The organism is Haloferax sp. ATCC BAA-644 (assembly GCF_000336975.1).
Lineage (GTDB): Archaea > Halobacteriota > Halobacteria > Halobacteriales > Haloferacaceae > Haloferax > Haloferax volcanii.
The window spans coordinates 183,768-196,925 of sequence record NZ_AOLF01000022.1 but is presented as its reverse complement, the minus strand read 5'-3'; the positions used below and the strand labels follow the sequence as shown (position 1 = coordinate 196,925).

Sequence of the window (13,158 nt, the reverse complement as noted above, 5' to 3'; positions counted from 1 at the left end):
ATGCTCCGAGACCCGCCCGAACACCGCAGCGTCGACGACCTGCTCTCGTTCGGCGTCGTCAACCTCGACAAGCCGCCGGGGCCGTCGGCCCACCAGGTCACCGGCTGGGTCCGCGACATGGCCGACGTCGACCGCGCCGCCCACTCGGGGACGCTCGACCCGAAGGTGACCGGCTGTCTGCCCACGCTCCTCGGCGACGCGACCCGCATGGCGCAAGTGTTCCTCGAGGGCTCGAAGGAGTACGTCTCCGTGCTCGAACTCCACGGGCCCGCGCCGGCCGACATCGACTCGACCGTCGCCGAGTTCGAATCGAAGCTCTACCAGAAGCCCCCGCGGAAGTCCGCCGTCTCGCGCCGCCTCCGCGTCCGCGAAATCTACGACTTGGACCTCCTCGAAGTGAAAGACAGACAGGCGCTCCTGCGCATCCGCTGTGAGTCGGGCACGTACATCCGCAAGCTGTGTCACGACCTCGGGCTCGCGCTCGGCACCGGCGGCCACATGGGACACCTCCGCCGGACCGCGACCGACCCCTTCGACGATGCGGACCTCGTGACGCTCCACGACCTCAAAGACGCCCTCGCGTTCGCCGCGGAGGGCGACGAGTCGTGGCTGCGCGACGTGGTTTCGCCCGCCGAGCGAGCGCTGTCGCACCTCCCGTCCGTGACCATCGCCAACAGCGCGGCCCGCGAGGTCGCCAACGGCGCGCCCGTCTACGCGCCCGGCGTCTTCGACGTCGACGCCGACGCCTCCCGCGGCGACCTCGTCGCCTGTTTCACCGACGACGGGTCGGCCGTCTGTCTGGGCGAACTCGTCGGCGACGCCGACGCCGACTCCGGCGAGGTCGTCTCGCTGGAAGCCGTGTTGGTCTGAAGCGGGATTCTACCTTCTCCGGCGCTTCTGCTCCGCGTCCGCGAGCGTCTCCGCCTGCTCGTTGACCGACGCGACCTCCCGCTTCGCGTCCGATTTGTCGAGGTCGTAGACGTAGCGCCACGACGCCAGCGGGTAGCCGTGCGACTCCTCGGAGCGGTCCGCAGTCGGTTCGGACTCGCTCCCGCGGCGTATCGACCACCATCGGGCGGCCGCAACGCCTAGCGCGATGAGGACGAGGAGCATCGCGACGAACGGCAGGACGAGCAGGACGCTCTGGAGAGACGTGAGCACACGTTGTCATTACTCACGAGCCGGCAAAAGTGTACTCGCCGCCGGGTGTCGGCCTCTCGGCGGCGTCCGAACCGCACGACGACGGTGCGATACCGTGGCACGCCAGTCCGTCGCGTCGCCGCGACGAAACGAAGGGCTTAACCGCGAGACACGCATCGCTTTGAATGCACCCCGGGACCGTGGGGTAGTGGTATCCTCTGCCGATGGGGTCGGTAGGACCTGAGTTCGACTCTCAGCGGTCCCACTTCTTACGTTCGTGGATTAAAATTACTGGTAGTACAAGCTCTCTCTATACATTTTGCACTCAACTATTATCTGGAAATAAAAACTCGCTTAAAATCCGCTCTGCGGGGTAGGTTGCGTGATTCGCGAGTGCCCTGCGTGCGGTCACGAGTCGGAGAACCTCCACGCGATCGTTTCTGATTGTGACGTTTTCTTAGCGGGGTTGTGGCTAAAGACCCACACACCAAGACTACCGGAGTCTTCGCTTCGATCAAGCTCCAGATGAAACACATGAAACGGGGGTCGCCGCACCTATTCGGCGCGGCTTGCTAAAGAAATTTGGGAGAAACATCTCGGATAAGTACGATATCAGTTGCGAAACCTAGGTAATATTATTAGGCTGTTTCACAGTACGTTCAATTCAAATGACAGATGAGACAATAGATGGCTCGTTTGCTTTCTTTGGACGCATTTACCCTGAGCGAGTAAATCTTCGAATAGAGGAAGTAGCCGAATTGTACTACGAAAACGATTTTACGACGTTCGACATGGAGTTATTCATCCATGGGTCCCACATTTTAGCGGAAGTTACACCTACTGAGGATGTTGATAACTTGGCAACGCTTCGTAATTTGGTCGAAAGCGCGGTTGAATCACTAACAGACCCGATAGCCTTTTTGAATGGGGTATACGTTCATGTTGAAATAACGGGGGTTATCGCGCCAGACGGGTACAAACGGGTGTTTGGGTATAATCATGGGGCGATAAGTGGTAGATTCACACAGCAAGAGATATCCGAGGACTGGATGCCAAAAGTTCAATCAACCTACCAGACCGAGGCCGGAAAATATCTGCAACGTTGTTTAACTGACTTCCGACTCGCTTTAGAACATGCAGAGGATACTGGATTCTACAGTTACCGCGCAATCGAATCTCTTAGGCAGTACTTCAAATCGAGGGAGAACAATAAGAAAGAATCATGGATCGCCCTTCGTGAAGCAGTCGAGGTTGATCAAAAGATTATTGAGGAGAACATTAAAGAATACGCTGACGGTCGGCGCCATGGAGAACCAACGTCTATCACAAATGAAGATCGGACGAGAGTCTTAGAAACGACATGGGGGATTATTAGGAGTTTCCTTGAGTTTGCTGATTCAGAACTCAATACACAACAAGATCCCGAGTAAAGTGGTATATCTGGAGAATACGCGCCTACAATTCTCATCTAAGTACTCGATGACCTGTGTACCCCCGACTTCACATTTGTAGAGAGACGTGCAACTTCAACGAATCGCACGAACTCAGACACTTGAAATACACCGCCTCAGACGAAGCACCGATTTCGCCTGATGACTACGCGTGCATATCTAGAAAAATGCGATCCATGCGAGCCGAGTGGTCCCACACCACCGTCTTATTCCGTCGGCGGACAGAAGTCTCGCGGGCCGCGATAGCCCCGGATTGAATCCTCGTCACTCCCATCGACATCGTCAAAAAATCGGCCGAGAACCGTTAATCAGGTCGAGACGGCATCGCAGGTCCAGCCGGGGTCGCTCCCCGTCCGCCGGATGAGGTCCGCGCGGCACGCCGGACAGTAGTCGGGGACCGTCGTTTCGCCTCGCGGGACATAGACGCCACCGCCGCATTCCACGCACGCATCGGCGACGACTGTCGTGCAGTCCGCACACAGGTTGAAGTCGTCAACCGTGAGGTCGCGCAGCACTTCGAGCTTTTTGTCCAGGATGTACTCGTCGATAACCGCCTGACAACTGTGGCACGGCTTCATAGCGATACAGCGTGTCAATTGAGACCATGCCACATATACCTGTCGTCGCCGGTGTCTCTTGTCGCGGAACGTCGGTCGTGTGAGAACGTCTCCGAGTACGGATACTGTCACGAGTACGCGCGAGCGACGCTAGCGCGCCCGGTGCGAACGTGTTTCACAGAATTCATAAGTAACTCGGTGACGAGTTACTATTTGCTGCTGTCAGAGGCACACCGGGGCGAACGACCGGGCACGTTTGCCCTCCCCTCCACATCCATTCTCCCGCATCTACTGGTTCGAGCGGTCACCCACGAGCACGCGGTTTGGTGGCGTTCGAGAACCGAACTTCAGCTCCGCGCACTCGCGTCGGCGGAGGCGTCGTCGGCCATCTCGGGGAGCATCGCGTTCGTCGCCCGATGGACGCCCACGAGCAGGACCACGCTCGCGACGATAGTCGCGACCGACTGCGGCGTCGAGAGCAGGCCGAGCGAGACGATGAGCGTCGTCGCGCACGCCGGCGGGTGGACCGCGTCGAGTTCGACCATCCCCCAACTCGTCGCGGCGACCGAGACGGCACCGCTCGTGACAAGCCGCAACGTGTCGGTCGACGCGACCGACAGTGACGGGCTAATCGTCACACCGGAGGCGATGAGCGCGTAGGCCGCGAAGCCGACGACGGCACCGACGGCGTGGCCGCCGACGATGCGAGTCGAGCGGGGCCGCGTGCCGCGCCGCGGAAACGCCAGCGCGAACGCCGTGGGGCCGAGGCTCGGAAAGACGAACGGCTGACCGGTGGCCCACGCGACACCGCCGAGTGCGGCGACGAGCAGGCCGGCGGAGAGCCCCGTTTCGAGGCCGCGACGAGACATGCGACACGCTCTGTCGGCGTCGCGTGAAAACGCTGTCTAATTCGAGCGGGAACAGCGTCGGCGGCGACGCCGAGCGCCGGCCCGGAAGCGACGCCGACGGGCGAGGAGAGCCTAAATCCAGCCCTCTTGGGCGAGCAGCTCGCCGTTGAGGACCGACGCGCCGGCCGCGCCGCGAATCGTGTTGTGCGCGAGGCAGTTGTACTTCACGCCGTGGTCGGTCGACTGGATGCCGCCGGCCGAAATCTGCATCCCGTCGCCGCGGTCGCGGTCGAGGCGGGGCTGCGGGCGGAACTCGTCCTCGAAGACGTGGATGAGCCGTTCGGGCGCGCTCGGGAGGTCGACGCCGGGGTACTCGCGCATCGCGGCGGCGACGTCCTCGGGGGAGGCGTCGTCGGCCAGGTCGGCGAAGACGCTTTCGAGGTGGCCGTCGAGCGTCGGAATGCGGTTACACGAGGCGTTGACTTCCGCGCCGTGGAGCGCGACCTCCGCGCCGTCGAACGAGCCCAGAAGCTTGCGGGACTCCGTCTCCATCTTCTCGTCTTCGCCGCCGATGTGCGGGATGGCGTTATCGATAATCTCCATCGAGGTGACGCCGTCGTAGCCCGCGCCGGAGACGGCTTGGAGAGTCGTGACATCGACGCGTTCGAGGCCGAACTGGTCGAGCGCGGCGAGCGTCGGGACCATCGTGATGGTCGAGCAGTTCGGGTTCTTCACGAGCGCGCCGTCCCAGCCGCGCTCGTCGCGCTGGACCTCGATGAGGTCGAGGTGCTCCGGATTTATCTCCGGAATCGTGAGCGGCACGTCGGGGGCCATGCGGTCGTTCGAGGAGTTCGAGGAGACGACGTAGCCCGCTTCGAGGAACGCGGGCTCGACCTCGGCGGCGACCGACGACGGGAGCGACGAAAACAGGAGGTCGATGTCGTCGGGCACGGCCGCGGGGTCGGTGCTGCCGACTTCCATCGCGGCCACGTCGTCCGGGATGGGCGTGTTGACGCGCCACTTCGCGGCCTCGTCGTATCGCTTGCCCGCGCTCTCTTCGCTCGCGGTCAGCGCCGCGAGTTCGAACGTCGGGTGGTCGTCGAGAAGCTGGATGAATCGCTGTCCGACTGCACCGGTTGCACCGAGGATGCCGACTCGTACTGCCATTACCCGTGTCGTAGTGTGGCACACGCATAAGGCCGTTTGGATTTGAACCAGTATTCGCGGCGGATAGTGCCAGAGAACTGTAAGCTCGGGCGTTCTATCACGGTCGAACACGTAAATCGTCGTCTGTCGAACCGGCCACCGACGTGCGTTGGGAAAATCGATAGAATAACGTGCGGTTCCCTGAAAGACTACCGCAAATGTTCAGCAAGGTTCTCGTCGCCAACCGAGGCGAGATCGCGGTGCGCGTCATGCGTGCCTGCGAGGAGCTCGGAGTCCGAACCGTCGCCGTGTACAGCGAGGCGGACAAACACGGCGGGCACGTACGGTACGCCGACGAGGCGTACAACATCGGTCCCGCCCGCGCGGCCGATTCCTACCTCGACCACGAGTCGGTCATCGAGGCCGCGAGAAAGGCCGACGCCGACGCCATCCACCCCGGCTACGGCTTTCTCGCGGAGAACGCCGCGTTCGCCCGGAAGGTCGAGGAGTCCGAGTTCAAGTGGGTCGGCCCGTCGGCCGACGCCATGGAGCGCCTCGGCGAGAAGACGAAGGCCCGCGCGCTCATGCAGGACGCGGACGTGCCGGTCGTCCCCGGCACGACCGAGCCCGCCGACTCCGCCGCGGACGTGAAGGCCGTCGCCGACGAGTTCGGCTACCCGGTCGCCATCAAGGCCGAGGGCGGCGGCGGCGGCCGTGGCCTGAAGGTCGTCCACTCCGAAGACGAGGTCGACGAGCAGTTCGAGACGGCCAAGCGCGAGGGCGAGGCGTACTTCGATAACGCCTCCGTCTACGTCGAGAAATACCTCGAATCGCCGCGCCACATCGAGGTGCAGATTCTCGCTGACGAGCACGGCAACGTCCGCCACCTCGGCGAGCGCGACTGCTCGCTCCAGCGCCGCCACCAGAAGGTCATCGAGGAGGCCCCGTCGCCGGCGCTCTCCGACGACCTCCGCGAGCGCATCGGCGAGGCCGCCCGCCGCGGCGTCCGCGCCGCCGACTACACCAACGCCGGTACCGTGGAGTTCCTCGTCGAAGACGGCGAGTTCTACTTCATGGAGGTCAACACGCGCATCCAAGTCGAACACACCGTCACCGAGGAAGTGACGGGCCTCGACGTGGTGAAGTGGCAGCTGCGCGTCGCCGCCGGCGAGGAACTCGACTTCTCGCAGGACGACGTGGAAATCGAGGGCCACTCGATGGAGTTCCGCATCAACGCGGAGGCCCCCGAAAAGGAGTTCGCGCCCGCGACGGGCACGCTCGCGACCTACGACCCGCCGGGCGGCATCGGCGTCCGCATGGACGACGCCGTCCGCCAGGGCGACGAAATCGGCGGCGACTACGACTCGATGATAGCCAAACTCATCGTCACCGCCTCGGACCGCGAGGAGGTCCTCGCCCGCGCCGAGCGCGCGCTCGCCGAGTTCGACATCGAGGGGCTCCGCACGGTCATCCCGTTCCACCGCCTCATGCTCACCGACGAGGCGTTCCGCGAGGGGAGCCACACGACGAAGTATCTCGACGAGGTGCTCGACCCCGACCGCATCCAGGCCGCCGTCGAGCGCTGGTCGCCCGAGGCCGTCGCCGACGATGACGACGACGACGAGGTCACCGAACGCACCTTCACCGTCGAGGTCAACGGCAAGCGCTTCGAGGTCAGCCTCGAAGAGCGCGGCGCGCCCGCCATCCCGGTCGGCAACGCCTCCGCGGGCACATCCAACTCCTCCGGCCCGCGCAAGCGCCGCGACGACGGCGGAAACGACGACGCCCAGCAGATTATCGAGGGCGACGGCGAGTCCGTCACCGCCGAGATGCAGGGGACTATCCTCTCTGTCGAAGTCGGAGAGGGCGACGAGGTCGAACCCGGCGACACCGTCTGCATCCTCGAAGCCATGAAGATGGAAAACGACGTGGTCGCCGAGCGCGGCGGCACCGTCTCGCAGGTGCTCGTCTCCGAGGGCGACAGCGTCGACATGGGCGACGTGCTGCTCGTCCTCGACTAGTCGGCTCCGGGCCTCCGAACCGACGCTCGAACCGCGAACCTCTTTTCCCGTGCGCCGGTACCGTCCACCATGAGCGACACGCGACGCGCCCTCCTCGACGCACTCGCTGCGGGTCCCGTCTCCGGGCCCGACCTCGCCGACCGACTGGGCGTCTCCCGCGCCGCGGTCTGGAAGCACGTCGAAGCGCTCCGCGACGAGGGGTTCGGCGTCGAGAGCGCTGGCGACGGCTACGTCGTCACCGACGTGCCGGAGTACGGCGGCCCGGCAATCGAGTACGGCCTCGACGCCGACTACGACGTGGAGTTCCACGAGACGCTCGACTCCTCGAACGACCGCGCCCGCGAACTCGCCGCCGAGGGCGCGAGCGACGTGGTGGTCGTCGCCCGCAAGCAGACCGCCAGCCGGGGGAGGAAGAACCGCGAGTGGTCCGCCCCGGACGGCGGCGTCTGGATGAGTCTGCTCGTCCGCCCGGACGAACCGCCGGCGTACGCCCCGCTGTACACGCTGGCGATGGCCGTCGCCGTCTGCGACGCGGCGCGAGAGGCCGGGGTTGACGCGAGCATCAAGTGGCCGAACGACGTTATCGTGAGCGAAGCGAACGATAACCCGTCGGGCGCGTCAGCGTCCGACGGTGTTCTCGTGAACGAAGTGAGCGATAACTCATCTGACTCGCCAGAGTCAGATGTAGTCGCCACGAGCGAAGCGAGTGGCAGTTCGTCTGCGAACGCAGACGGTATTTCCGCGAGCGAAGCGAGCGGAGGTTCACCGGCTCACGCCGGTGGCGTTGCCACGAGCGAAGCGAGTGGCAGTTCGAAATCCGACACGCCCGTAGACACCGACGCGCCCGCCGACCGCGGCTACCGGAAGCTCTGCGGCATCCTCACCGAGATGGAAGGCGAGGCCGACCGCGTCTCGTGGCTCGTCATCGGCCCCGGAATCAACGTCAACCTCGACCCCGCGGCCCTCCCCGCGGGCGCGACCAGCGTCGCCGCCGAGGCCGGCCCCGTCGAGCGCCGCGCGTTCGTCCAGCGGGTGCTCGAACGCTTCGACGAACTGCGCGGCGACCTCGACGCCGTCCTCCCCGCGTGGCGCGAGCGGGCGGACACGCTCGGCAGGCGGGTCCGCGTCCACACCGCGAGCGGCGTCATCGAGGGCGACGCCGTCGATATCGAAGACCCCGGCACGCTCGTCGTCAGCACCGACGCGGGCGAAAAACGAGTCCACGCCGGCGACTGCGAACACCTGCGCCCGGCCGACGACGGGCGCTGAATCCGCGACCGAACCTGTACCGCTGTTTCTGCTGTTCCGCTACTCTCCGCCGTCGGCGGTCGCCGTCGAATCGGCGGGCGCGTCCGCGTCCGCCTCCGCCTCTGCGGGCGAATCGATGGGCGTCTCCGGCGCGGTCTCGCCCGGTACCTCGACGGCGTGCTCGCCCGCGTCGTCGCCGCCCTCGATGCGGACGGTCAGGACGGGGACTTTCGACGCGCGGACGACCTTTTCTGCGACCGAGCCGAGGAGGAGGCGGTCGATGCCGCCGCGGCCGTGGGTCCCCATCACGATGAGGTCGCACTCGCCGCGCTCGGCGAACTCGACGATTTCGCGGCTCGGCGTCCCTTCGAGGACGTGCGTCTCGACGGGGACCCCCTGCGACTCGGCCGCGCGCTCGACTTGGTCGAGCGCCGATTCGGCGTCGGCGCGCAGCATGTCGTCGAGCCCCTCCCACGACGATTCCATCGGGAGCCCCGCGAAGCTCCCGGCGTTCACCACGTACACCCCGTGGAGTTCCGCATCGTGGACGGCCGCTAACGCCGCCGCGTGGACCGCGACGCGCTCGGAGCCGGCGGAACCGTCAATGGGAACGATGATTCGGTCGTACAACACCATGACACTTGATAACATATTCTCGGGTCGGTAATAACCCTTTGCTACGGGAGGAGTACTGCGAGAATAGGTCGGCGTTCGTGAGCGTTCCGCGGCCCGACGGCCGACGGTCGCGGGTCGGCGGTCGTGGGTCGGCGGTCGCGAGCCGGCGATGTGTCCGCCGCTCGACTCAGAGATACACGTCTTTCACGTCCGCCTGCCCGGCCCGCCGGACGACGGCGCGGGCCACGTCCTCGACGCCCGCGAGGTTGTCCGTGTCGCCGTCGAGGACCAGCAGCTTGGCGTCGCGGCCCTCCTCGACGAGGCCGTAGTTCAGCCCGGCGATGTCGGCCCCGTTGACGGTCGCCATGCGGAGGACTTCGGCGGCCGACACGTCCGCCAGCTTGGAGGTGAACTCCATCTCGCGGAACATCGAGGGGCTGTTGAGCATCACGTTGTCCGTGCCGAGCGCGACGGTGGTGCGGTCGACCAGGTCGCGAATCGGCGCGACGCCCGCGTCGGTGACGAGGTTCGACCGCGGGCAGACGACGATTGGTATCTCGCTGTCCGCGACGCGTTCGAGGTGGAGCGCCTCGGGGTGGACCATGTGGACGAGGAAGTCGGGTTCGAGGTCCAACGCGGCGTTGATGTCGTGGGCGTCGCGCTCGCCCGCGTGGATGCCGAACAGCTTTCCGGCGGCCTCGGTCGCGTCCCGAAGCGCGCCGAACTCGCCGTCTCGCGCGCCCGACGCGCCGAAGCCGTCTGCGATTTCCATCGCGTCCGCCGTCTCGCGGCCGAAGACGACCGCCTCGATGTCGCGGCCGTCGAGCGCCCGCCGGATGACATCGACGCCCTCGACGCCGCCCTCGCGGAACTCCAGACAGGCCGCCGTGCCGCCGGCCTCCATCATGCGGAGCGAGCGGTGCATCGCGGCGGCTTTCTCCTCGGTAGTCGCCGCGCGGAGAAGCCGGTGTTTCAGCCCGTCCGGCGGCGCGACGAGGTCGTCGAGCGAGAGCCCCTCGCCGGCCTCCTTGGCGATGGAGTCACCGAGGTGGGTGTGGGCGTTGACGAACGCGGGCAGGATGATGTCCGTCGACTCGGTCGCCGTCTCCTCGATTGCGGTTATCGTGCCCTCTTCGACGACGACCCGCCCCTCGACCGGGTCGAAGTCGCGGCCGCGGAGTATCGTACCCTCGAGTTGCATCGCTCTCGACTGCGTCTCGGCGGTGCTTGAACCTCCCGTCTCGGGACGGCGGCTACTCGAACTCGTCGAGCGTCGCGTTGAGGCCGCTTCTGACCTCGGCGACGAGCGCGCCGTCCACGTCGAGGCCGAGCACGTCGGCGGCCGCGCGACCGACCCGCTCCGTCTCCTCGCGCGGGGCGTAGACGCCCAGTCGCCACTGCTGTTCCTGTGCGGTCCGCAGCGCCTGCACGAGCGGCGATTCGCGCTCCAACTGCCGAATCTCGCCGTTGACCATCACCCGCGACGACGACTCGGTCATCGACGGGCGCGAGGGCACGTCGAGGATGACCGACTCGGGCGACACGTCGGCGGCGGCGGCGATGTCCCGCTCGAACGCCGCGAGCGCGTCGTGTTCGGCGTCGATAATCGAATCGGGGACGTTCGGCAGCTCCGCCCAGACGGCCCGCTTGTAGAGGTCGCGGGTGGCCAGTCGCTCGGCGAAGGCGCTCGTCGAGTCGGTGAGGCGGAGCGCGACGAGCAGGTCGGGGTCGTCCATCCGGCGAAGCTCCTCGGCGTCGATGTCGGGCTCGTCGAGCAGTCGCTCCGACGAGCGCCGGAGCATCGCCTTCGAGATACGCGCGACGTGGTGCTGGTAGACGGTCGGGTTCATGAGCGCGCGGGCGAGCAGGAGCGACTCGGCGGTCTGGACGTTCCCCTCCGCGAGGACCAACTCGCCGTCGACGAACGTCAGCTCTCGAATCAGGCGCTCGTGGTCGATGGTGCCGTAGGGGACGCCGGTGTGGTGGGCGTCGCGGACGAGGTAGTCCATCCGGTCCACGTCCAACTCACCGGAGACGAGTTGGCCGAACTCGCCGTCGCCCTCGACCAAGGCGGCGACGCGTTCGGGGTCCAGTCCCTCGTCCTCCAGCGTCTCGCCGACGGTTCCGCGGGCGACGAGTTCCACCACGTCGTCGTGGTACTTGCCGGTGTGGCGGTGGGTCACGTCCTCGATGTTGTGGCTGTACGGGCCGTGGCCGACGTCGTGGAGGAGCGCCGCGGCCTCGACGTGGGCGGCGGCGTCGCCCTCGATACCGAGATGCGAGAGGGCGCGGGAGGCGAGGTGGTAGACGCCGAGGCTGTGTTCGAACCGCGTGTGGTTCGCGGAGGGGTAGACCAGCTGGACGGTTCCCAACTGCTTGATGTGCCGGAGCCGCTGCATCTCCGGCGTATCGAGGAGGGCTTCGGCCGCGCCCTCGACCTCGATGTGGTCGTGGACGCTGTCCTTGATGGTCGTCATCGTGGGTGAATCGACCGCCATCGATGAAAAAGGGTCGGACGGGAGGTGTGTTCCCGACTCCCCGCGCCTCAGGCCGGCGTCGTCACGCGAACCGGAAGTCCGAGCACGTCCACGGCGGCCGCGGCCACCTCGTCGCGGACTGCCTCGGGCGCGTAGACGCCGAGTCGCCACTGCGTCCGCTCGGCCGACCGGAGCGCGCCCACGAGTTCGGAGGCGTCTTCGAGGCGTCGGACGACGCCGTTGACGACGACGCGCGACCGGGACTCCTTGATTCGCGGCCGCGACGGCGCGTCCACGATGACCGACTCGGGCGGCACGTCGGCGGCGTCGGCGATGTCGCGCTCGGCCGCCCGCGTCGCCTCGAAGTCGAGTTCGACCACGTCGGTCGGCACGGCGTCGATTGGTGCCCAGACGGCCCGCTTGTAGAGGTCGCGGCGCTCGATTCGGCGGCCGAGGTCGGGCACGCGCTCGCCGAGGGCGACGAGCAGGTCGTGGTCGGCCATCCGGACGAACGACTCGATGGGCACGCCGTCGTCGACGAGGCGCTCGGAGGCGCGTTCGAGCATCGCGCCCGCGATGCGGGAGACGTGGTGGCGGTAGACGGTCGCGTTCATCAGCGCCCGCGCGAGAAGCAGGGACTCGGCGGTCTGGACGTTCCCCTCGGCCAACACGAGTTCGCCGCCCCGGTACCGGAGTTCGCGGACGAGGCGGCCGTGGTCGATGGTTCCGTAGGGGACGCCGGTGTGGTGGGCGTCGCGCACGAGGTAGTCCATCCGGTCCACGTCCAACTCCCCGGAGACCAACTGCCCGAGGCCGCCCGCGCCGCCGACCATGTCGGCGACGCGGTCCGGGTCGAGGCCGTGGTCGGTCAGCACGTCTCCGACCGCGGTCCCGTCGAGCAGGTGGTGAATCTCGTCGTGGTCGCGGCCGGTCCGCCGGCGGATGAGGTCCTCGGTCTGGTGGCCGTAGGGGCCGTGACCGATGTCGTGGAGGAGCGCGGCGGCGCGGACGTGGGCGGCGCGGTCGCCGCCGACGCCGAGATGCGAGAGAGCGCGGGAGGCGAGGTGGTAGACGCCGAGGCTGTGTTCGAACCGCGTGTGGCTCGCGGAGGGGTAGACGAGCCGGACCGTCGAGAGCTGTTTGATGTGTCGAAGCCGCTGGAAGGCGGGCGTATCGACGAGTTCGGCGGCCACGGGGTCGAGCGAGATGTAGTCGTGGACGCTGTCCTTGACGGCGGTCATAGCGGGTGTTGCACGAGAGGCATCAAATAGCCGAGCATTCGCGTCGTCTGAGGGTCGAAAGGCGGGGACGACTCGGAAGCCGCTGCGCCCACAAACCGTTTCACGCGGGGGCGACGATGCGGGACTATGAGTCTCCGGTCGGCGCTCGGAAGCGCCCTCGGTTACGCTCTCCTCGGCCTCGCGTGCCTGTTCGTGGTCTTCGCGGGGTACTGGGCCGCGATGAGCGCCCTGACCGGCGTGACCGCCGGGCGCGCGATGTTCGTCGTCTCCGGCCTCGGTGCGGCGCTGGTAACCGGGTTTTCTGGCTACTTCGTCAGGAAGGCGGTCGCCGGACAGGTGATGCCGTCGGCGTTCGACGTGTCGGTGGCCTATCGCGGCGGTCGCTGACGGGGGTTTCGCCGGTCTCCGCGGCCG

General features: G+C 66.4%; 13 protein-coding genes and 1 tRNA gene. 6 read left to right on the top strand and 8 right to left on the bottom strand.

Annotated elements, in window-relative coordinates; translation table 11 throughout:
- A complete protein-coding gene (locus tag C458_RS11060; protein ID WP_008575734.1) occupies positions 1-870 on the top strand; it encodes an RNA-guided pseudouridylation complex pseudouridine synthase subunit Cbf5 in 870 nt (289 codons plus the stop codon).
- 9 nt (positions 871-879) lie between these two features.
- Here the strand turns inward: C458_RS11060 and C458_RS11055 are convergent, their stop codons facing one another.
- Positions 880-1,161, bottom strand: coding sequence for a cbb3-type cytochrome oxidase assembly protein (locus C458_RS11055; protein ID WP_008575733.1), 282 nt, complete (start codon positions 1,159-1,161; stop codon positions 880-882).
- 173 nt (positions 1,162-1,334) lie between these two features.
- On the opposite strand from C458_RS11055, the gene C458_RS11050 reads away from it, so the two are divergent.
- Positions 1,335-1,405: transfer RNA gene (locus C458_RS11050), tRNA-Pro, on the top strand.
- 403 nt (positions 1,406-1,808) lie between these two features.
- Positions 1,809-2,570, top strand: a complete 762-nt coding sequence (locus C458_RS18160) for a hypothetical protein (protein ID WP_152418136.1) — start codon at positions 1,809-1,811, stop codon at positions 2,568-2,570.
- Positions 2,571-2,899: 329 nt separating this feature from the next.
- Here the strand turns inward: C458_RS18160 and C458_RS11045 are convergent, their stop codons facing one another.
- From C458_RS11045 to asd, 3 genes are all read right to left on the bottom strand, one after another.
- On the bottom strand, positions 2,900-3,169 hold the full coding sequence (locus C458_RS11045) for a hypothetical protein (protein ID WP_004042445.1): 270 nt from the start codon (positions 3,167-3,169) through the stop codon (positions 2,900-2,902).
- A 326-nt stretch (positions 3,170-3,495) separates the two neighbouring features.
- The gene (locus C458_RS11040) at positions 3,496-4,017 is read right to left on the bottom strand and encodes an HPP family protein (protein ID WP_008575731.1); all 522 of its coding nucleotides are present in this window, start codon (positions 4,015-4,017) and stop codon (positions 3,496-3,498) included.
- Between the two features lie 111 nt (positions 4,018-4,128).
- Positions 4,129-5,163, bottom strand: a complete 1,035-nt coding sequence (gene asd / locus C458_RS11035) for an aspartate-semialdehyde dehydrogenase (protein WP_008575729.1) — start codon at positions 5,161-5,163, stop codon at positions 4,129-4,131.
- A 197-nt stretch (positions 5,164-5,360) separates the two neighbouring features.
- Between asd and pccA the strand changes: the two genes are divergently transcribed.
- Both pccA and C458_RS11025 read left to right on the top strand, forming a co-directional pair.
- The gene (gene pccA, locus C458_RS11030) at positions 5,361-7,163 is read left to right on the top strand and encodes a propionyl-CoA carboxylase biotin carboxylase/biotin-carboxyl carrier subunit (protein ID WP_008575727.1); all 1,803 of its coding nucleotides are present in this window, start codon (positions 5,361-5,363) and stop codon (positions 7,161-7,163) included.
- Positions 7,164-7,232: 69 nt separating this feature from the next.
- Positions 7,233-8,432, top strand: coding sequence for a bifunctional biotin--[acetyl-CoA-carboxylase] synthetase/biotin operon repressor (locus tag C458_RS11025; protein ID WP_008575725.1), 1,200 nt, complete (start codon positions 7,233-7,235; stop codon positions 8,430-8,432).
- A gap of 39 nt (positions 8,433-8,471) precedes the next feature.
- On the opposite strand, the gene C458_RS11020 is transcribed toward C458_RS11025, so the two are convergent.
- From C458_RS11020 to C458_RS11005, 4 genes are all read right to left on the bottom strand, one after another.
- A complete protein-coding gene (locus C458_RS11020) occupies positions 8,472-9,047 on the bottom strand; it encodes a universal stress protein (RefSeq protein ID WP_008575723.1) in 576 nt (191 codons plus the stop codon).
- A 166-nt stretch (positions 9,048-9,213) separates the two neighbouring features.
- Positions 9,214-10,227: an amidohydrolase family protein gene (locus C458_RS11015; protein WP_008575721.1), complete on the bottom strand. Its 1,014-nt coding sequence runs from the start codon at positions 10,225-10,227 to the stop codon at positions 9,214-9,216.
- Positions 10,228-10,279: 52 nt separating this feature from the next.
- Complete coding sequence (locus C458_RS11010; protein ID WP_008575718.1) at positions 10,280-11,503, bottom strand: HD domain-containing protein; 1,224 nt, start codon at positions 11,501-11,503, stop codon at positions 10,280-10,282.
- Between the two features lie 68 nt (positions 11,504-11,571).
- The gene (locus tag C458_RS11005) at positions 11,572-12,744 is read right to left on the bottom strand and encodes an HD domain-containing protein (protein ID WP_008575715.1); all 1,173 of its coding nucleotides are present in this window, start codon (positions 12,742-12,744) and stop codon (positions 11,572-11,574) included.
- A 126-nt stretch (positions 12,745-12,870) separates the two neighbouring features.
- On the opposite strand from C458_RS11005, the gene C458_RS11000 reads away from it, so the two are divergent.
- Entirely contained in the window at positions 12,871-13,131 is a 261-nt protein-coding gene (locus C458_RS11000) for a hypothetical protein (RefSeq protein WP_008575713.1), read from the top strand.
- The last annotated feature ends 27 nt before the right edge of the window (positions 13,132-13,158 follow it).

Excerpts from the sequence above, each read along its gene's own strand:
- C458_RS11045 (WP_004042445.1), bottom strand. The coding sequence starts at position 3,169 with ATGAAGCCGTGCCACAGTTGTCAGGCGGTTATCGACGAGTACATCCTG.
- pccA (WP_008575727.1), top strand. The coding sequence starts at position 5,361 with ATGTTCAGCAAGGTTCTCGTCGCCAACCGAGGCGAGATCGCGGTGCGC.
- C458_RS11025 (WP_008575725.1), top strand. The coding sequence starts at position 7,233 with ATGAGCGACACGCGACGCGCCCTCCTCGACGCACTCGCTGCGGGTCCC.
- asd (WP_008575729.1), bottom strand. The coding sequence starts at position 5,163 with ATGGCAGTACGAGTCGGCATCCTCGGTGCAACCGGTGCAGTCGGACAG.
- C458_RS11040 (WP_008575731.1), bottom strand. The coding sequence starts at position 4,017 with ATGTCTCGTCGCGGCCTCGAAACGGGGCTCTCCGCCGGCCTGCTCGTC.
- C458_RS11060 (WP_008575734.1), top strand. The coding sequence starts at position 1 with ATGCTCCGAGACCCGCCCGAACACCGCAGCGTCGACGACCTGCTCTCG.
- C458_RS11000 (WP_008575713.1), top strand. The coding sequence starts at position 12,871 with ATGAGTCTCCGGTCGGCGCTCGGAAGCGCCCTCGGTTACGCTCTCCTC.
- C458_RS11005 (WP_008575715.1), bottom strand. The coding sequence starts at position 12,744 with ATGACCGCCGTCAAGGACAGCGTCCACGACTACATCTCGCTCGACCCC.
- C458_RS11015 (WP_008575721.1), bottom strand. The coding sequence starts at position 10,227 with ATGCAACTCGAGGGTACGATACTCCGCGGCCGCGACTTCGACCCGGTC.
- C458_RS18160 (WP_152418136.1), top strand. The coding sequence starts at position 1,809 with ATGACAGATGAGACAATAGATGGCTCGTTTGCTTTCTTTGGACGCATT.
- C458_RS11010 (WP_008575718.1), bottom strand. The coding sequence starts at position 11,503 with ATGACGACCATCAAGGACAGCGTCCACGACCACATCGAGGTCGAGGGC.
- C458_RS11020 (WP_008575723.1), bottom strand. The coding sequence starts at position 9,047 with ATGGTGTTGTACGACCGAATCATCGTTCCCATTGACGGTTCCGCCGGC.